The organism is Streptomyces sp. NPDC034037, from assembly GCF_055575715.1.
The window spans coordinates 1-18,258 of the sequence record NZ_JBVISC010000011.1 but is presented as its reverse complement, the minus strand read 5'-3'; the positions used below and the strand labels follow the sequence as shown (position 1 = coordinate 18,258).

The following is an 18,258-nucleotide window of genomic DNA, read 5'->3' as shown; positions in this document are numbered from 1 at the left end:
CCCCGAGCGTTCGACGGGGCCGCCCCAACGCCGCGTGGGCCCCTTCGAGCGCTCATTTCTTTCGCGGGCGCCCTTGCGCCCGCCCCCGCAGGCCGGCCCCTCAGACCGTCCCGAGGCGGTCGGCCGCCCGGCCCCCGCGGCGCCCCACCGGGACCACGCCGGTGGCCTTCGCCAGGCCGAACGGCGGCATGTTGAGGTAGACCGCCTCGTGCGCGCCGGCCGGCACGACATATGTCTCGTGCCAGAAGCCGACCTTGCCCCTGCCTTCCCGGACGCGCCGGTTGAAGGCCGCCCAGGCGGGCCGGTGGGCCTTGTCCCGCGCCGCCGAGTAGGCGAGCAGCTTCTCGCTCGACTCCCAGTACTGCACCACGTACAGCAGGCGCGGGCCGCCGTACAGCAGCCGGAAGCCCAGCATCCCGCTCCCCGGGTCCTTCGACAGTTCCTTGAGCATCCGCGGCATGGCCAGGAAGACGGGCCACCAACTGCGCACGGCGAGAAAGTTGTTGACGCGCATCCCGATGTGGAAGACGACCACCTCCCCCGTCGCCTCCGCGGTCATGCGCCCTTCGATCGGCTTGTCGCTCATGGCGGTCCCCCTTGGTAGAGCCCTGGCCGAACATTGGATAGTCCCGCTATCCATGATTGGATAGTGCCACTCTCCAATCCGGGCCGCAAGGAGGGGTGCACAGGAAGAAAGGCGTGAACCGATGAGACTGGCGGAGTTGAGCCGGCGCAGCGGGGTTCCCACGGCCACGATCAAGTACTACTTGCGTGAGGGGTTGCTGCCGGCGGGTCGCCGGGTGACGGCGACGCAGGCCGAGTACGACGAGACGCATCTGCGGCGGCTGCGGCTCGTGCGGGCGCTGATCCAGGTGGGCCGGGTGCCGATCTCCTCGGCGCGCGAGGTCCTGGCCGCCCTGGAGGACGAGGAGCTGGACCACAACTCCCGTCTGGGCGCGGCGGTTTGGGCCCTGCCGCACGGCCCGGAAGGCACCCGGGACGAGCCGGCCGAGGACGCGGCGCGGCGCACGGTGGACGCGCTGCTCGCCCGTCTCGGCTGGGAGGCGGCCCGCGCCTACGGGGACGAGTCGCCGGCGCACCGGATGCTCGTGACGGCGGTCGCCAGCCTGACGCGGCTCGGATATCCGTGCGCGGTCGAGGACTTGGCGCCCTATGCCCGCTCGGGGCACCAACTGGCCGTCGCCGACCTGGACTTGCTGGAGCGGTACGAGTCGCCCGACGAGCAGCTGGAGGCGGCGGTGGCGCTCACGGTGCTGTACGAACCGGTGCTGCTGGCCCTGCGCCGGCTCGCGCACGGCGAGGAGTCGAACCGCCGCTACACACGGCGGGACGGGTGAGAGGAGCGGGACGGGCGGGAATGACGAAGAGGCCCTCCCAGTGGGAAGGCCTCTCGTCTCTTCTGTACCCCCGACCGGATTCGAACCGGCGCTACCGCCTTGAGAGGGCGGCGTGCTAGGCCGCTACACAACGGGGGCTAGCTGATGCTGCTGTACTGCGCTGGGCTACCAGGACTCGAACCTAGAACAAAGGAACCAGAAACCTTCGTGTTGCCAATTACACCATAGCCCACTGGTGGTCTAGACCAGACCACAGTACCCCCGACCGGATTCGAACCGGCGCTACCGCCTTGAGAGGGCGGCGTGCTAGGCCGCTACACAACGGGGGCCCTAGCGATCCTGCATCAGGGACAGTGGGTGCGACCCGAGCTGTCCCCGTGGGAAGGATCTGTACCCCCGACCGGATTCGAACCGGCGCTACTGCCTTGAGAGGGCAGCGTGCTAGGCCGCTACACAACGGGGGCTTCGTGGACATGATCCACATTTTGCAGATGAGCTCTGCGAGCTGGCCTACCAGGACTCGAACCTAGACTAACGGAACCAGAAACCGTCGTGCTGCCAATTACACCATAGGCCATCAAACCGCAACCCCCTGGGGGGATTTTGTTTTGATGTGCGCTTCCCGGCCGGACCTTTCGGCCCTCTCGGGCGGCGCAGGAAGAACATTACCCGAAGGTGGACGGCGCTCCAAAACGGGTATCGGCGCGCAGCAGCGCGGGCAGCTCGGAGAGGTCCCTGATGCGGTGCACGCCGGTGGGGCCCTCCCCTCTCGTGCCGTCGCGGTCGAGCCAGACGGCGACCAGGCCCGCGTCCCGGGCGCCCCGGGCGTCGATCTCCGGCTGGTCGCCGACGTAGGCGATCTCGGCGGGGGCCAGCCCCAGCGCCGTACAGGCCGCGAGGAAGGCCTCGGCGGCCGGTTTGGAGACTCCGAGGTCGGCGGCGCACAGGACGGCCTCGAAGCGGTCGCGCACGCCGAGGAGGCGCAGCTTGCGGTCCTGGACCGCCAGCGCGGAGTTGGACAGGACGGCGTGGCGGTAGCCGTCGGCGAGGGCGTCCAGGGCGGGGAGCGTGTCCGGGAAGAGGGACCAGGCCGACTCGTAGTGACCGACGTAACGGTGGAACCACGCGTCGGCGTCGGCGTCGCTCAAACCGGGGGCGTCCAGGAAGTCGCGTACGCGGTCGCGGCGCTGCGCCTCGAAGGTGATGCCGCCCGCGCCGAAGCGGGCCCAGTGCCGCTCGGTGAGCAGCCGCCAGCGCTCCAGGGCGCGCTCGGCGGACTCATGCCCCTCCAGGAGGCCTTCGGCGGTGAGGTGCGCGTGCATGCCGGTCGTGTCGGCGCTCGCGTAGTCGAAGATCGTGTCGTCGATGTCCCAGACCACGGCTTTGACGGGCACGGCTTTGGCGGGCATGGCATCGACGGTAGGCGAAGGGCCCGGGAGCCGTCTCGGCTTCCGGGCCCTTCGTGCACGTATCCGCTGGTCAGGCGGTCAGCTTCGCCAGCGCCGCGTCGATGCGGGCCAGCGCCTTGTCCTCGCCCAGGATCTCCAGGGACTCGAAGAGGGGCAGGCCGATCGTGCGGCCGGTGACGGCGACGCGGACCGGGGCCTGCGCCTTGCCGAGCTTGAGGCCGTGCTCCTCGCCGGCGGCCAGGACGGCCTCCTTGAGGGACTCCGGAGAGCTCCAGTCGGCCGCCTCCAGCTTGGCGCGGGCCGTGCGCAGCAGGGCGTCGGAGCCCTCCTTCATGGCCTTGGTCCAGCTGGCCTCGTCGAAGACCGGCTCCGGCAGGAACAGGAAATCGACGTTGTCGGTGATCTCGGAGAGGACCTTGAGGCGGGTCTGCGCGTGCGGCGCGATGGCCTGCCAGGCGGCCTCGTCGAAGTCCTCGGGCGCCCAGTTGGCGTGCGGGGCCCTCAGCCAGGGCTCGCAGGCCTCCGCGAACGCCTTCACGTCCAGCATGCGGATGTGGTCGGCGTTGATCGCCTCGGCCTTCTTCAGGTCGAAGCGGGCCGGGTTCGGGTTCACGTCCGCGACGTCGAACCGCGCCACCATGTCGGACATCGAGAAGAGGTCCTGGTCCGCGGAGAACGACCAGCCGAGGAGGGAGAGGTAGTTCAGCAGGCCCTCGGGGAGGAAGCCGCGCTCGCGGTAGACGTTGAGGGAGGCCTGCGGGTCGCGCTTGGAGAGCTTCTTGTTGCCCTCGCCCATGACGTACGGGAGGTGGCCGAACTCGGGGATCGTCTTGGCGACGCCCAGCTCGATCAGCGCCTTGTAGAGGGCGATCTGGCGGGGCGTGGAGGAGAGCAGGTCCTCGCCGCGCAGGACGTGGGTGATCTCCATCAGGGCGTCGTCGACCGGGTTGACCAGCGTGTACAGCGGGGCGCCGTTGGCACGGACGATGCCGTAGTCGGTGACGTTCTCCGGCTGGACGGTGATCTCGCCGCGCACCAGGTCGGTGAAGGTGGTCGCCTCGTCCGGCATCTTGAAGCGGACGATGTGGCTGCGGCCCTCGGCCTCGTACGCCTGCTTCTGCTCGTCGGTGAGGGCGCGGCACAGGCCGTCGTAACCGGACGGCTTGCCGGCGGCGCGGGCGGCCTCGCGGCGGGCGTCCAGCTCCTCGGTGGTGCAGTAGCAGGGGTAGGCGTAGCCGCCGTCGAGGAGCTTGGCCGCCACGTCGCGGTAGATGTCCATGCGCTGCGACTGGCGGTACGGCGCGTGCGGGCCGCCGACCTCGGGGCCCTCGTCCCAGTCGAGGCCCAGCCAGCGCATCGAGTCCAGGAGCTGCGCGTAGGACTCCTCGGAGTCGCGCGCCGCGTCGGTGTCCTCGATGCGGAAGACCAGGGTGCCCTCGTTGTGCCGGGCGTAGGCCCAGTTGAACAGGGCGGTGCGGACCAGGCCCACATGGGGGTTGCCGGTCGGGGAGGGACAGAACCGTACGCGTACGGGGGTCGCGTTAGCCACGCTTGATCACCTTGTTGGTGAGAGTGCCGATGCCTTCGATGGTGACGGCGACCTCGTCGCCGACGTTGAGGGGCCCGACGCCGGCCGGGGTGCCCGTGAGGATGACGTCGCCGGGGAGCAGCGTCATGGCCTCGGAGATGTTGACGATGAGGTCCTCGATGGAGTGGGTCATCTCGCTGGTGCGGCCGAGCTGGCGCTGCTGGCCGTTGACCGTGCACTGGATGGTGAGGTCGTTCGCGGCGGCCAGGTCCAGCCCCGTCTCCACCCAGGGGCCCAGCGGGCAGGAGCTGTCGAAGCCCTTGGCGCGGGCCCACTGCTTCTCGCGGCGCTGCACGTCGCGCGCGGTGACGTCGTTCGCGCAGGTGTAGCCGAAGATCACGTCCTTGACCCGCTCGCGCGGGACCTCGCGGCACATGCGGCCGATGACCACGGCCAGCTCGGCCTCGTGGTGCAGCTCCTCGGAGAACGAGGGGTACGTGATGGCGTCCCCGGAGCCGACGAGCGAGGTGGACGGCTTCAGGAAGGCGAAGGGGACGTCCGGCGTCTCGTTGCCGAGCTCCGCCGCGTGCTCCGCGTAGTTGCGGCCGAAGGCCACGATCTTGTTGGGGAGCACCGGCGGCAGCAGGCGGACCTTGCTCAGCGGGACCTTGGTGCCGGACAGCTCGAAGTCGGCGTACGGGATGCCCTTGATGATGTCGAGGACGAGGCCGCCCTCTTTGCCGGGGGCGCTCTCCCCCTCGACCGCGCCGTAGCCGACATTGCCGTCGATGGAGAACCTGGCGATGCGCACGCTCTTGCCTCTTGAGGTGGTTGCGGTGTGACACCCCAGGCTAACGCGGGGGCCTGCGGCCTGCTTACGGGCGTGTCTGCCGTGGCCCCCGTCTTCGCCTCGGTCTGTCGCCGCTTCGCGGCTCGTCCTCAAACGCCGGACGGGCTGGAGTTCTCTGGCCCGGGCTCGTCGTCAGAGCGTCAGGCGCCGGAGGGGGTGAAGGTCTCGGGGGTTTCCATGAGGATCGTGCGCTTGGGGTTGGCGGTCTGGGTGGGGAGGTCGACGGCGTGCTCCGGGAGCTCGGCCGCGCGCTGGACGTCGTCGGCGTCCTTCAGATGCGCGAGAGTGGTGCGGCGCGGGTTGGCTATGTTGCGGAACATGGTGGACTTCACAGTCTTCATCTGCTGTTCGGACCTTGTCGGTTGAGGCGTCGTCTGACGGACGCGGGTTTGTCGGTCTCGCCATCCCTGTAAAGCGTCAGGCTAAACATCCAATTCCCGGCGAAAGTCCGGAAGAGGCCATGATCTTCATGTGAGTTTGCTCACGAATGAGCGGGCAAAAGGGTCAAACCAGGCCCCTCCTACGGCAGTTGGAAACGGACATTGCGCCACTGAAGGCACCATTCCGCTCCTGATCATGAAGACTGGGACACCCCCTCTCGGTAGCGCCTTTGCGGGGATGCGCCCGTTTTGACCCGGATCACTTTCTACGTCTCGTGACCCTGCCCTCACACGGTGTCACCCGGTCGGGGGGCCGACACGCGGGCCTTGTTGGAGATCCGGCACTGTGCTGGAATTCCCGGGACCGCCGCGGGATCGAACCGGCGCGCAGAGGCGCAACGCAGCGCCGAGTGGCGGCGGGAAGGGGGAGCAGCGCCGGTCACTCAACGACCACCCATGGGGCGCCTGACGCCCCACGACGCCGACACCGTCCCGCCGTCAAGCGGCAGGACGCCTGGTCCAGAGGTTGCGACGCTAGTGCAGGGACGTTTCAAGAGGGATGGCAAGGGGTCTCCCCAGGCCGGTCGCGGCCGAGGGGATGCCTCGGCGGAGCCGGAGCGCGGCGGCGACCGCGGCTCCTCGCCCCAGCACGCCCAGAACCCGGGACCGGGCGCGCCCGGCGGCACGGCCGGCGCCGCGCGCCAGGGTGCGACGGGCACCGGCCCGACGGCCGCCCCGGCCAAGGGCAAGGGCAAGGGTGCGTCCGACGCCAAGACTCCCCCCGGCCCCGGCTCACGAATAGCGCTGCGCAACTGGCGCATCTCCACCCGCCTGGTGTCGCTGCTCGCGCTCCCCGTGATCACCGCGACCTCGCTCGGCGCGCTCCGCATCAACTCGTCCATGGACGAGATCCAGCAGCTCGACAACATGAAGCTGCTGACCGACATGACCAAGCAGGCCACGGCGCTGGCCGCGGCGCTCCAGGAGGAGCGCGACAAGTCCGCGGGCCCCCTCTCGCACGGCGCGACGGCCTCGGACTACACGGTCAAGGGCGCGCGCGCCAAGACCGACCGGATCTACCGCAACTTCCTCCAGGGCACCCAGGACCTGAACGACTCGGACGGCGAGAAGGGTCTGCTCGGCGTCCGGCACAGCGCGGTCCAGATCACCCAGCAGCTCCAGCAGATCAACAAGGTCCGCAAGGACGCCTACAAGAAGGGCACCTCGACGTCGCAGACCGTCGAGGCCTACAGCCAGCTCGTCGAGCAGCTGCTCGCGCTGTCGCAGGACATGGCCCAGGCGACCAGCAATCCGGACATGATCCAGCGCACCCGCGCCCTGGCCGCCTTCTCCTCGGCCAAGGAGTACGCCTCGGTGCAGCGGGCGATCATCGCCGCCGCCCTGCCCGCGAACGACTCCGAGTACGGCAAGCTCAGCGAGACGGACCGCACCTTCGGTCTCAGCGCCAACGAGAAGGAGCGCTCGCAGCTCCAGACGTTCAGCAAGATCTACGCGGGCAACGCCGGTGACCTGACCAAGCCCATCGACGGCGGAAACTCCTCGATCAAGTCCTCCGACGAGTACGCCAAGCGCGTCCTCGAACAGGAGGGCGGCATCAAGCTCCAGGACAAGAAGTCGTACAAGGACTGGGTCGACAACGACGCCACCAAGATCGACGCGATGTCCAAGATCGAGCTGACGCTGCTCGGCGAGATGGAGCAGAAGGCCCGCGAGCTGCGCAACGAGTCGGAGCAGTCGGCCATCCTCAACGGTGCGCTGATCCTGCTCGTGCTCGGCGTCTCCCTCGTCGGCGCCTTCGTCGTGGCCCGGTCCATGATCCGCTCGCTGCGCCGGCTCCAGGACACCGCGACCAAGGTCGCCCAGGACCGCCTGCCCGAGCTGGTCAAGCAGCTCTCGGAGTCGGACCCGCAGGACGTCGACACCTCGGTGGAGTCCGTCGGTGTGCACTCCCGGGACGAGATCGGCCAGGTGGCCGCGGCCTTCGACGACGTGCACCGCGAGGCCGTCCGCCTCGCCGCCGAGCAGGCCCTTCTGCGGGGCAACGTCAACGCGATGTTCACCAACCTCTCGCGCCGCTCGCAGGGCCTCATCCAGCGCCAGCTCTCGCTCATCTCCGAGCTGGAGTCCCGCGAGGCCGACCCCGACCAGCTCTCCTCGCTCTTCAAGCTCGACCACCTCGCGACCCGCATGCGCCGTAACGGCGAGAACCTCCTCGTGCTCGCCGGTGAGGAGCCGGGACGGCGCTGGACCCGGCCCGTGCCGCTCGTCGACGTGCTGCGCGCCGCCGCGTCCGAGGTGGAGCAGTACGAGCGGATCGAACTGTCCGCCGTGCCCGCCACCGAGGTCGCCGGCCGCGTCGTCAACGACCTCGTGCACCTGCTCGCCGAGCTGCTGGAGAACGCCACCTCGTTCTCCTCGCCGCAGACCAAGGTCAAGGTCACCGGTCACGCGCTGCCCGACGGCCGCGTCCTGATCGAGATCCACGACACCGGCATCGGCCTCTCTCCCGAGGACCTCGCCGCGATCAACGAGCGGCTCGCCTCGCCGCCCACCGTGGACGTCTCCGTCTCCCGCCGCATGGGTCTGTTCGTGGTCGGCCGCCTCTCGCAGCGCCACGGCATCCGCATCCAGCTGCGCCCCTCCGACTCCGGCGGCACGACCGCGCTGGTCATGCTCCCCGTCGACGTCGCCCAGGGCGGCAAGAAGATGCCCGGCAAGCCCGGTCCGTCCGGTGGTCCCGCGGCCGCTCAGGCCGCCGCGGGCGCCGCGGCCGCACGCCGCGGGGTCGGTGCCGGCAACGGCGGCCCGGCGCTCGGCAGCGGCCCCGGCGGTGCCGGTGGCCCCGGCCGCGGTGGTCCCGCGCTCGGCGGTGGGCCTGGTGGCCCCGGCCTGGGCGGCCCCGGTGGCGCGGGCAGGCCCGGTGCCCCGGCGCCGCGCCAGCAGGTCGCCGGTTCGGGTCCGCGCGCCGCGCTGCCCGCCCGGGACACCGGCCAGCAGCGTCCGCCGGCCACGCCTCAGGGTCAGCAGGGGCAGCAGGGCCGTAAGGCTCCTCAGCAGCCCCAGCAGGCGCAGGGGCACCAGCAGCAGGCGCCGCAGGGCGGCCGTGGCGGCGGTGTCCAGCAGCCTCCGGTTCCCCAGCAGCGTACGAACGCCATGCCCCCGCCGGCCGACGGCGACCCGGGGCGCCGGCCTCAGCTGCCGCCCCGTGGCGGGCCCCGCGCCGAGCTGCCCGGGGGCACCCCCCAGCCCCGCGTGCCCAGCTGGAGCGAGGAGAACGCGCGGCCGCAGTCGCGCGAGCCCTTCGACGCGCCGCGCGGTCACGAGGAGCACGAGTCCACCGGCCAGTTCGCGCAGCCCACCGCGGCCCCCGACGACCGGCAGGGTCCGGGCTCCACCGCGCAGTTCCCCCGCCCCGACTTCGACGCGCCGCCCCCGGGCACCCCCGCGCCGCAGGACCAGGGCACCGGCCAGTTCGTCCGCTCGGACGTCTTCGGCGGCCAGGGCGACGCCCAGCAGGGCGCACCGCAGCACCAGCAGCCCCAGCACAACCCGCAGCAGGGTCAGCAGGGTCAGCCGCGCCGGCCGCAGGGCCAGGCAGGCGGCCCCGCGCAGCCCGGCGGCCCCGCTCAGCACGGCAATCGGGAGATGCCCGACTACACCGTGCCGCGTCCGCCCGCCCCGCGCCGCGGCCAGGGCGGCGACCCGCACCAGGGCCTGCCGCACCAGCCGCAGGCCGCCGAGCAGCAGCCGGGGTCCGCGCGGCCCGAGGACCTGCTGCCCGCCGCCGGCCCCGGTGACGGCCGTACGCCGCTGTACGACACGCTGGAGACCAACTGGTTCCAGCAGCAGCAGGACCAGCGCGCCCAGGCCGAACAGCAGAGCCGTCAGCCGGACCAGCAGCAGGCCCGGCACGGCCGCCCGGACGGTGGCCGCGCCGCGGAGCCCGCGCAGCAGCAGGCCGCGGAGCAGGCGCCCCAGGGCCCCGGCCCGCAGCGTCCGCTGCCCTCGCGGTCCCCGCGTCAGGCCGCGCCCGGCGCGCCGGGCAACGCCAACACCCAGAACGGCGCGACCCCCGCCACCCCGGCCGGCTGGCGCTCCTCCCCCAACGACGAGCTGGGCCGCCAGGCCGAGCGCGTCCGCCAGCCCACCGCGGGCGGCGTCACCACATCCGGACTGCCGCGTCGCGTCCCGAGGGCCAACCTGGTCGCGGGCACGGCCCAGCAGCAGCAGGACAGCGCAGGTCCGCAGGTCTCGCGTGCGCCCGACGACGTGCGCGGCCGGCTGACGAATCTCCGTCGGGGCATTCAGCAGGGTCGACAGGCCGGTACCGGCCAGACCGGCAGTTTCCCTCGCCCCACTCACCAGCAGGAGCGTTAGTTGAGTCCGATGAGCCAGGCGGCACAGAATCTGAACTGGTTGATCACCAACTTCGTGGACAACACCCCAGGGGTGTCCCACACGGTCGTGGTCTCCGCCGACGGCCTCCTTCTGGCCATGTCCGAGGGGTTCCCGCGCGACCGCGCCGACCAGCTGGCCGCGGTCGCCTCCGGGCTGACCTCGCTCACGGCCGGGGCCTCCCGGATCTTCGAGGGGGGCACCGTCACCCAGACCGTGGTGGAGATGGAGCGGGGGTTCCTCTTCATCATGTCGGTCTCCGACGGCTCCTCCCTGGCCGTGCTGGCGCACCCCGAGTGCGACATCGGCCTCGTCGGGTACGAGATGGCGCTGCTCGTCGACCGCGCGGGGGCGGTTCTCACCCCGGACCTGCGCGCCGAGTTGCAGGGCAGCCTGCTCCACTAGCGCGGCGCCGGCCCAGCCGCGCTCCCGCCCCTTCGGCCGCCCCACCGACCGAACGTACTGACCAACCGTCCGGCCGCCACATGCCCCCACCGGCTCTGTCAGACGGCACACGCAGATGACCTGCTGTCCCGCCCGGAGGATCCATGACCCCGCCCACCGCCTCTCACAACCCGTACGGCGACGCCTCGTACGGAATGGAGGGCGACCAGCCGCTGGTGCGTCCGTACGCGATGACCGGCGGCCGGACCCGGCCCCGCTACCAGCTCGCCATAGAGGCGCTGGTGAGCACCACGGCCGACCCGGCCCAGCTGATGGGGATGCTTCCCGAGCACCAGCGGATCTGCCACCTGTGCCGTGAGGTCAAGTCGGTGGCCGAGGTCTCGGCCCTCTTGTCGATGCCGCTCGGTGTGGCCCGGATCCTGGTGGCGGACCTGGCCGAGGCCGGGCTCGTCGCCATCCATCAGCCCGGCGGCGACGAGTCCGCCGGCGGCCAGCCTGCCGTGACACTGCTCGAAAGGGTGCTCAGTGGACTTCGCAAGCTCTAACGGCTCGGCCGGCTCAGGCTCCGGTTCCGGCCGTTCCACCACCTCCGCCAAGATCGTGGTGGCGGGCGGCTTCGGCGTGGGCAAGACCACGTTCGTCGGGGCGGTCTCTGAGATCAACCCGCTGCGCACCGAGGCCGTCATGACGTCCGCGTCCGCGGGCATCGACGACCTCACCCACACCGGGGACAAGACCACCACCACGGTGGCCATGGACTTCGGCCGCATCACCCTGGACCAGGACCTGATCCTGTACCTCTTCGGCACCCCCGGACAGGACCGCTTCTGGTTCATGTGGGACGACCTCGTCCGCGGCGCCATCGGCGCAGTCGTCCTCGTCGACACCAGGCGCCTCGCCGACTGCTTCCCCGCCGTCGACTACTTCGAGAACAGCGGCCTGCCCTTCGTCATCGCCCTCAACGGCTTCGACGGACACCAGCCCTACACCCCCGACGAAGTCCGCGAAGCCCTGCAGATCGGCCCCGGGACGCCGATCATCACCACCGACGCGCGACACCGTGCAGACGCAAAGAGTGGCTTGATCACGCTGGTGGAGCACGCACTTATGGCACGTCTCAAGTAGGCAGGTGTATACGGAAGTTGTCGTAGCCTGATCGGAGGGGTCTGTGTCCTTAGACACGGGCCGACGCCGTATTCATAACGTTTCGACAGAGAATTGTCCGGTGACCGCCACGCGTCGCGGTCGCCTGGTGCCACTGTGCTCACAAGAGCCCCGCCTTTTGGCGGGGCTCGCTCTTTATGACCGATTTATCTGAGGCTTACACCACTCGGGACTTGTGCATCCCACTGTTTGGAAGAGCGGCGCCTGACGTGCTGGAATGCGCTGAACTGCCCAGTAGCACGGGCCTTGGAGACGACAGCGGCACGAGAGTGAGTGCCGCCGCCGAGAGGTTGTTGGTCGAGTGAGGCGAAGCAAGACGAGCCCCGCGGCACCCCCCACCGGGGACGCGCGGGGCAACTTCACCCCGCCGCCGCGCACAGCGGCGTCCCCCGTTGACGTGAGCGGCGCCCCCGGCAACGAGCCCCCGGCTCCCTCCGGCGGCCGGATGTCGCCCCGCAACTGGCGCGTGCCGACCAAGCTGAACGCCATCCTCCTCATACCCGTGCTCGTCGGCCTGGTCATGGGCGGCTTCCAGGTGAAGGGCTCCATCGACACCTGGAACGAGGCCCAGGACGCCGAGAACACCGCCCGCCTGGTGCGGGCCTCCCTCGACTACGGCAACCGCCTCATCGAGGAACGCGACATCTCCGCCGTCCCGCTGCTGAACGGCAAGCGCGACGACCCGGCCGTCCTGCGGGCCCGCAAGGCCACCGACAAGGCGGCCGCCGCGTTCAAGGACGCCACGGAGAAGATGCCGGACAAGGAAGGCCTCAACCGTCGTCTCGACGCCTTCCACAAGGTGGAGCCCAAGCTGGTTCCGCTGCGTCAGGCCGCCTACACCACCAAGCTGAGTGGCGCCCAGACCGAAGAGGGCTACGTCGCCATCCAGCACCCCCTGATGGAGTTCGCCAACGAACTCGGTCTGGGCACCGGCAACATCACCAGCTACGGCCGTACCGTCTACGCGATCTCGCTCTCCAAGGCCGCGCTGTCGCTCCAGCGGTCCCTCGGCACCCACCTGCTGGTCAAGCCGGGCCCCGGCACCGGTTCGCTCACGCTCCAGCGCACCTCGCTCTCCTCGTACGCCTACCTGGAGCGCATCGCCATCGAGGAGTACACCGGTGGTGGCACCCCCGAGGACGTCGCGAAGCTGGAGCGGGCGAAGAAGGAGCTGACGGCCGCCGCCGAGAAGCAGGCCAATCCGCCGCCGTCGCAGGAGAAGATGGTCGCGGCGCTCGCCACCATGGAGAGCACGCAGCCGAGCACCCGCGTCGAGCTGGCGAGCCGGGGCATCACGCGCCAGGCCTGGTGGGCGACCACGAGCGCCAAGTTCGACGCCTACCGCACGATCGAGTCGGACCTCGCCGACAAGGCCGTGGACGAGGCGTCCGACATCGCCGCCACCGCGCAGCGCAACGCCTACATCACCGGCGCCATCGTGGTGCTCGCCCTGCTCGCCGCCTTCATCCTGGCCGGGATGATGGCGCGCCAGATGTCCCGTGCCATGCGCCGGCTGCGCACCGCCGCCTTCGGCATCGCCGAGCAGCGCCTGCCGATGCTGGTCGACCAGCTCTCGCGCACCGACCCGGGCCGCGTGGACACCCGCGTACAGCCCATCCCGATCTCCACCACGGACGAGATCGGTGAGGTCGCCCGCGCCTTCGACCAGGTGCACCGCGAGGCCGTGCGGCTCGCCGCCGAGCAGGCCCTGCTCCGGGGCAACATCAACGCGATCTTCACCAACCTCTCGCGCCGCAACCAGTCGCTGATCGAGGGCCAGCTGACCCTCATCACCGACCTGGAGAACAACGAGGCCGACCCGGACCAGCTGGAGAACCTCTTCCGCCTGGACCACCTGGCGACCCGTATGCGCCGCAACGGCGAGAACCTCCTGGTCCTCTCCGGCGAGGAGCCGGGCCGCCGCTGGGACCAGCCGGTCCCGCTGGTCGACGTGCTGCGCGCCGCCTCCTCCGAGGTGGAGCAGTACGAGCGCATCGAGCTGGAGGGCGTCCCGGAGGCCGAGATCCACGGCCTGGCCGTGACCGACCTCGTGCACCTGCTGGCCGAGCTGCTCGAGAACGCCACCACGTTCTCCTCGCCGCAGACCAAGGTCCGCGTCACCGCGACCCGGCTGCCCGACGGCCGCGTCATGGTCGAGATCCACGACAAGGGCATCGGCCTCACCGCCGAGGACTTCGCGGACATCAACCACAAGCTGGCCAACCCGCCGACCGTGGACGCCGCGATCTCGCAGCGCATGGGCCTGTTCGTGGTCGGCCGCCTCGCCGACCGGCACGGCATCCGCGTCCAGCTGCGTCCCTCGGGCGAGCAGGCGGGCACGACCTCGCTGGTCATGCTGCCGGACGGCATCACGCACGGTGGCGGTGGCGAGCACGCGCAGGACCCCGAGTTCACCGTCTCCTCGATCATCCCGGAGCAGCAGGTCCTGGCGGCCGAGCCGCAGCGCACCGCCGCGGAGCTGGGCTTCGACGACAGCCGCTACCACGGTGACGGCGGCGAGCCGCAGGGTCTCGACCCGGTCGGCCGCTCGCTGATGCGCGAGGAGCGCAGGGCGGCCCTGGAGGCGCAGGCCCACCAGCCGGGCGGCGGCCGCCCGCTCTTCCGCGACGAGGTCGAGCCGCAGCAGCAGCCGCACCAGCCCCAGCAGGCGTACCAGGCCCAGCAGCAGGACGCGTACGAGCCGCAGCACTCCCCCGCGTACGACGAGCAGCAGAGCTCGTACGACCAGGGCAGGCCGGCATACGGGGGCGACGACTACGCCGGTGAGCAGTACGCCGCCGCCCCGCACACCGACGCGCAGTACGCCGACGCGCAGTACGCCGAGGGACAGTACGCGGATGGTCAGTACGACAACGGCCAGTACGGCGAGGGCGGTTACGGCGAGCAGCGGCAGGCGCCCGCGTACGACGAGCGGTACTACCCGGCGCAGGACGGTTACCAGGACCCCCAGATCTCCTATCCGGAACGTACCGGCCAGGACGACTGGCCCAGCGGTGACGGCCACCAGCCTGATTACGGTCAGGAAGCGGAATCCGCTCAGGCCCCCGCGGCCGGTGCTGAGAGCGTAGGCTTCGAGCGGCCGGGACCGGGTCCGTCCGCCGTCCACGACCTGACCGACGCGGGTCTCCCCCGCCGCGGCCCCTCGGGCCCGAACGGAAACGGGAGCGCCCCCGCCACGGCCGACGGCCACGGCGGGCAGAACGGCCGTGACCTGCGTTCGTCCAACGACGAGCGCTGGCAGCGGGCCGAGCGCCTCAAGGAGCCGAAGGCGGGCGGAGTCACCTCGTCCGGGCTCCCGCGGCGGGTGCCCAAGGCCAATCTGGTCGAGGGCACCGCGGAACAGACCCCCCAGGGCGGCCCCCAGGTCTCCCGCGACCCCGAGGAAGTACGGGGCAGGCTGAGCAACCTGCGCCGCGGCGTCCAGCGGGGCCGCAACACCAGCAGTGACACGAATGGCCAGGGCTTCAGCCCTGATAGCACCTACAACCAGGAGCGTTAGTGTGAGCCCGATGAGCCAGGCGGCGCAGAACCTGAACTGGTTGATCACCAACTTCGTGGACAACACCCCAGGGGTGTCCCACACGGTGGTGGTCTCCGCCGACGGACTCCTTCTGGCGATGTCCGAAGGGTTCCCCCGTGACCGTGCCGACCAGCTCGCGGCCGTCGCCTCGGGTCTGACCTCCCTCACGGCCGGGGCCTCCCGGATCTTCGAGGGCGGCGCCGTGACCCAGACCGTTGTGGAGATGGAGCGAGGATTTCTCTTCATCATGTCCATTTCCGACGGTTCCTCGCTCGCCGTTCTCGCCCACCCGGACGCGGACATCGGCCTCGTCGGGTACGAAATGGCACTTCTCGTCGATCGTGCGGGCACCGTCCTCACGCCGGACCTGCGCGCGGAGCTCCAGGGGAGCCTTCTCAACTAACAGACAGACGGTGCGTTTTCGCGTCCCGGCCCCGTAAGGTTTCGGGACGCGGCTCCACAGTGATGGTGCCCGGCACAGTCGGAGGAGGAAGCAACGTGGCAACACCCCCAGACAGTTCGTCATCGGCGAACTGGACCCCTGGTCATGGCCAGGGTGGTCAGCACGACGGCGGGCCGAACCGGTACAACTTCCCCTCCGCGCCGAGTCACCGCCGCCAGCCCTACGCGCCGTCCCAGCAGCCCGGTCCGCGCCCCTACGACCAGGGCACGCCGGGGCGCGCGCCCCGGATCCAGCCCGTGCAGCCCCAGCGGCGCGCCCCCGAACCGGCGCCCGCCGCGGCGGCGCACAACCCGCTGGTGCGCCCGTACGCCATGACGGGCGGCCGCACCAGGCCGCGTTACCAGCTCGCCATCGAGGCGCTGGTGCACACCACCGCACAGCCGCACCAGTTGCAGGGCCAGTTGCCCGAGCATCAGCGGATCTGCAACCTGTGCCGCGAGATCAAGTCAGTCGCTGAGATCTCGGCACTGCTCACCATTCCCCTCGGCGTCGCCCGGATCCTCGTAGCCGACCTGGCGGAGGCCGGACTTGTCGCCATCCACCAGCCCGGCGGCGACGAGTCCGCCGGCGGCCAGCCAGACGTGACACTGCTCGAAAGGGTGCTCAGTGGACTTCGCAAGCTCTAGCGGCGGAGCAACAGCCCGCTCCACCACCAGCGCGAAAATCGTGGTGGCGGGCGGCTTCGGCGTGGGCAAGACCACGTTCGTCGGGGCGGTCTCTGAGATCAACCCGCTGCGCACCGAGGCCGTCATGACGTCCGCGTCCGCGGGCATCGACGACCTCACCCACACCGGGGACAAGACGACGACCACCGTCGCCATGGACTTCGGCCGCATCACCCTGGACCAGGACCTGATCCTGTACCTCTTCGGCACCCCCGGACAGGACCGCTTCTGGTTCATGTGGGACGACCTCGTCCGCGGCGCCATCGGCGCAGTCGTCCTCGTCGACACCAGGCGCCTCGCCGACTGCTTCCCCGCCGTCGACTACTTCGAGAACAGCGGCCTGCCCTTCGTCATCGCCCTCAACGGCTTCGACGGACACCAGCCCTACACCCCCGACGAAGTCCGCGAAGCCCTGCAGATCGGCCCGGACACCCCCATCATCACCACCGACGCCCGCCACCGCGCGGACGCGAAGAGCGCGCTGATCACGCTGGTCGAACACGCCCTGATGGCACGACTGCGCTAGGGCGTGTTTCGAAAGTAGCGTCGTCCGCCCGCAGGGCGGACCTGGCGGCGTCTGGTGCGTGCGATCGCAAGGCGGAGGGTCGCCCCGATACTGGTGGTATCGGGGCGATCCCGACAACGCGGCGAGCGTGCGTGCCAGGCGTCGCCAGGCAGACGGGACTTTCGAAACATGCCCTAGCATCCCCCCGCTCCCCGGTAGTGCTCGAACTGGGTCACACCCCGATAGCCGTAGCTCTCGAGGTGCAGCTCGTGCAGGGCGACAGCGCCACGGGCGAGCGGGCCGAGCAGCTCGGTGAGCAAGGTGTGGGCCGCGGCGATGAAAGCCGCCTTCTGCGCCGCGCTGTTGGTGCCCGCCGTGAGGCTGACCTCCAGGTGCGCGTCGCGGGCGGCGCCCGTCAGGGGTTTTCCGGCGACGTGGTACCGGTCGGCGGGGACGAGGTCGAGGTGCACGATCGTGCGCGCCCTCGACTTGCCGAGGGCGGAGACGGCCAGGTCGGTCAGTCCTTCGGCGAGGTGATCGATCCGCCGCCCGGGCCCGGTGTGCCGCTCGCCGACGACGGCTACCGGGCGCTGCTCCCGCGCGATCACCCGCTGGCGGGCGAGGCGGCCGTCGACGTACGCGATCTGGAGGACGACGCGTTCCTCGTCTCGCCGGGCGGTTGCGAGGAGCGGGTGCGGGAGCTGTACCGCCTGGCCGGGGGGCGGGTGGGCCCGGTGCGGCGGGTGCGGGACCTGGCCACGCTGATCAGCATGGTGCAGGCCGGGATGGGGGTGAGCGTCCTGTCCGAGGTCTCCGAGGCGCTGGTCCCGGCCGACCTCGTCCTGCTGCCGGTCGAACCGCGGGCCGCGCGTCGGCTGGTCCTGAGCGGGCCGCGCGGCCGGCCCTGGCAGCCGGCGGTGCGGGCCCTCGCGGAGTCGGCCGCCGTCCATCTCCGGGAGTCCGTGGGCGCGTACACGTGAGACCCCGTCCTCCTGAGGGAGGTACGGGGCCTTGGTGAGGCGGTGGTGTCAGCCCTGCCAGCTGTGCGGGGCGCGGAAGCCGGGGGTGCGCTCCAGGCGGCGCCAGCCGGCCTTGTCGCGGCCGCGGCGGGCGGGGGCGTCGGCGGGCCGGGCTGCGGCGCGGGCCAGCAGGATCGCGGTGATGGCCGCGACTTCCTCGGGCTCGGCGTGCCCCTTCTCCACTCTGATGTCGGGCGGTGTCATCTGCGGCGTTCTCCTTGTGGGCTGCTGCGGCGCGGGCCGGTCCCGCCGTTACTGCGGGGGGTTGCCGTGCTTGCGCGACGGCAGATCGGCGTGCTTGTTGGCGAGCATCGCGAGGGAGTTGATGAGGACCTCGCGGGTCTCGGCGGGGTCGATGACGTCGTCGACCAGGCCGCGTTCGGCGGCGTAGTAGGGGTGCATCAGTTCGGCCTTGTACTCCTTGACCATGCGGGCGCGCATGGCTTCGGGGTCCTCGGCGGCGGCGATCTGGCGGCGGAAGATGACGTTGGCGGCGCCTTCGGCGCCCATCACGGCGATCTCGTTGGTGGGCCAGGCGTAGGTGAGGTCGGCGCC

18 protein-coding genes and 5 tRNA genes are annotated in these 18,258 nt (G+C 70.9%); 10 read left to right on the top strand and 13 right to left on the bottom strand.

Going from position 1 to position 18,258, the window contains the following annotated elements; genetic code table 11:
* Positions 1-100 precede the first annotated feature (100 nt).
* Entirely contained in the window at positions 101-586 is a 486-nt protein-coding gene (locus tag ACZ516_RS29950; protein ID WP_469012665.1) for a DUF4188 domain-containing protein, read from the bottom strand.
* Positions 587-707: 121 nt separating this feature from the next.
* Here ACZ516_RS29950 and ACZ516_RS29945 point away from each other — a divergent pair, with 121 nt between their 5' ends.
* A complete protein-coding gene (locus ACZ516_RS29945; RefSeq protein ID WP_469012662.1) occupies positions 708-1,358 on the top strand; it encodes a MerR family transcriptional regulator in 651 nt (216 codons plus the stop codon).
* A gap of 65 nt (positions 1,359-1,423) precedes the next feature.
* On the opposite strand, the gene ACZ516_RS29940 is transcribed toward ACZ516_RS29945, so the two are convergent.
* From ACZ516_RS29940 to ACZ516_RS29900, 9 genes are all read right to left on the bottom strand, one after another.
* Positions 1,424-1,496: transfer RNA gene (locus ACZ516_RS29940), tRNA-Glu, on the bottom strand.
* A gap of 22 nt (positions 1,497-1,518) precedes the next feature.
* A tRNA-Gln gene (locus tag ACZ516_RS29935) sits at positions 1,519-1,590 on the bottom strand.
* Between the two features lie 24 nt (positions 1,591-1,614).
* Positions 1,615-1,687 (bottom strand) — tRNA-Glu (locus ACZ516_RS29930).
* Between the two features lie 62 nt (positions 1,688-1,749).
* Positions 1,750-1,822, bottom strand: a tRNA-Glu gene (locus tag ACZ516_RS29925).
* 41 nt (positions 1,823-1,863) lie between these two features.
* A tRNA-Gln gene (locus ACZ516_RS29920) sits at positions 1,864-1,935 on the bottom strand.
* An 88-nt stretch (positions 1,936-2,023) separates the two neighbouring features.
* Positions 2,024-2,752: an HAD family hydrolase gene (locus ACZ516_RS29915; protein ID WP_361083428.1), complete on the bottom strand. Its 729-nt coding sequence runs from the start codon at positions 2,750-2,752 to the stop codon at positions 2,024-2,026.
* An 85-nt stretch (positions 2,753-2,837) separates the two neighbouring features.
* The gene (gene gltX, locus ACZ516_RS29910; protein ID WP_469012660.1) at positions 2,838-4,316 is read right to left on the bottom strand and encodes a glutamate--tRNA ligase; all 1,479 of its coding nucleotides are present in this window, start codon (positions 4,314-4,316) and stop codon (positions 2,838-2,840) included.
* A complete protein-coding gene (locus tag ACZ516_RS29905; RefSeq protein WP_358698020.1) occupies positions 4,309-5,106 on the bottom strand; it encodes a fumarylacetoacetate hydrolase family protein in 798 nt (265 codons plus the stop codon). The genes gltX and ACZ516_RS29905 overlap by 8 nt, the downstream gene beginning before the upstream one ends.
* A 179-nt stretch (positions 5,107-5,285) precedes the next feature.
* On the bottom strand, positions 5,286-5,486 hold the full coding sequence (locus ACZ516_RS29900; protein ID WP_358589751.1) for a hypothetical protein: 201 nt from the start codon (positions 5,484-5,486) through the stop codon (positions 5,286-5,288).
* A 576-nt stretch (positions 5,487-6,062) separates the two neighbouring features.
* On the opposite strand from ACZ516_RS29900, the gene ACZ516_RS29895 reads away from it, so the two are divergent.
* From ACZ516_RS29895 to ACZ516_RS29860, 8 genes are all read left to right on the top strand, one after another.
* The gene (locus ACZ516_RS29895) at positions 6,063-9,923 is read left to right on the top strand and encodes a sensor histidine kinase (RefSeq protein WP_469012656.1); all 3,861 of its coding nucleotides are present in this window, start codon (positions 6,063-6,065) and stop codon (positions 9,921-9,923) included.
* Positions 9,924-9,932: 9 nt separating this feature from the next.
* Positions 9,933-10,346: a roadblock/LC7 domain-containing protein gene (locus ACZ516_RS29890; protein ID WP_030787430.1), complete on the top strand. Its 414-nt coding sequence runs from the start codon at positions 9,933-9,935 to the stop codon at positions 10,344-10,346.
* Positions 10,347-10,489: 143 nt separating this feature from the next.
* Complete coding sequence (locus ACZ516_RS29885) at positions 10,490-10,891, top strand: DUF742 domain-containing protein (protein ID WP_358589646.1); 402 nt, start codon at positions 10,490-10,492, stop codon at positions 10,889-10,891.
* Positions 10,872-11,471, top strand: a complete 600-nt coding sequence (locus tag ACZ516_RS29880) for a GTP-binding protein (RefSeq protein ID WP_469012654.1) — start codon at positions 10,872-10,874, stop codon at positions 11,469-11,471. The genes ACZ516_RS29885 and ACZ516_RS29880 overlap by 20 nt, the downstream gene beginning before the upstream one ends.
* Positions 11,472-11,811: 340 nt before the next feature.
* Positions 11,812-15,030 carry a nitrate- and nitrite sensing domain-containing protein gene (locus ACZ516_RS29875; protein ID WP_469012652.1) on the top strand — a complete coding sequence of 1,073 codons (3,219 nt, stop codon included), beginning with the start codon at positions 11,812-11,814 and terminating at the stop codon, positions 15,028-15,030.
* A 10-nt stretch (positions 15,031-15,040) separates the two neighbouring features.
* Positions 15,041-15,454: a roadblock/LC7 domain-containing protein gene (locus ACZ516_RS29870; protein ID WP_062779227.1), complete on the top strand. Its 414-nt coding sequence runs from the start codon at positions 15,041-15,043 to the stop codon at positions 15,452-15,454.
* Positions 15,455-15,549: 95 nt separating this feature from the next.
* A complete protein-coding gene (locus ACZ516_RS29865) occupies positions 15,550-16,140 on the top strand; it encodes a DUF742 domain-containing protein (RefSeq protein ID WP_358589643.1) in 591 nt (196 codons plus the stop codon).
* Positions 16,121-16,705: a GTP-binding protein gene (locus tag ACZ516_RS29860; RefSeq protein WP_030361923.1), complete on the top strand. Its 585-nt coding sequence runs from the start codon at positions 16,121-16,123 to the stop codon at positions 16,703-16,705. Before ACZ516_RS29865 ends, ACZ516_RS29860 begins: the two co-directional genes overlap by 20 nt.
* 173 nt (positions 16,706-16,878) lie before the next feature.
* Here ACZ516_RS29860 and ACZ516_RS29855 read toward each other — a convergent pair whose 3' ends face one another.
* Complete coding sequence (locus ACZ516_RS29855; RefSeq protein ID WP_469012650.1) at positions 16,879-17,154, bottom strand: hypothetical protein; 276 nt, start codon at positions 17,152-17,154, stop codon at positions 16,879-16,881.
* Between ACZ516_RS29855 and ACZ516_RS29850 the strand changes: the two genes are divergently transcribed.
* Entirely contained in the window at positions 17,149-17,664 is a 516-nt protein-coding gene (locus tag ACZ516_RS29850; RefSeq protein WP_469012649.1) for a LysR family transcriptional regulator substrate-binding protein, read from the top strand. The genes ACZ516_RS29855 and ACZ516_RS29850 overlap by 6 nt on opposite strands.
* A 48-nt stretch (positions 17,665-17,712) precedes the next feature.
* Here the strand turns inward: ACZ516_RS29850 and ACZ516_RS29845 are convergent, their stop codons facing one another.
* Complete coding sequence (locus ACZ516_RS29845) at positions 17,713-17,907, bottom strand: acyl-CoA carboxylase subunit epsilon (protein WP_358589636.1); 195 nt, start codon at positions 17,905-17,907, stop codon at positions 17,713-17,715.
* A 48-nt stretch (positions 17,908-17,955) separates the two neighbouring features.
* Positions 17,956-18,258, bottom strand: a 303-nt coding sequence (locus tag ACZ516_RS29840) for a carboxyl transferase domain-containing protein (protein ID WP_358589634.1), incomplete at its 5' end; no start/stop codon positions are given.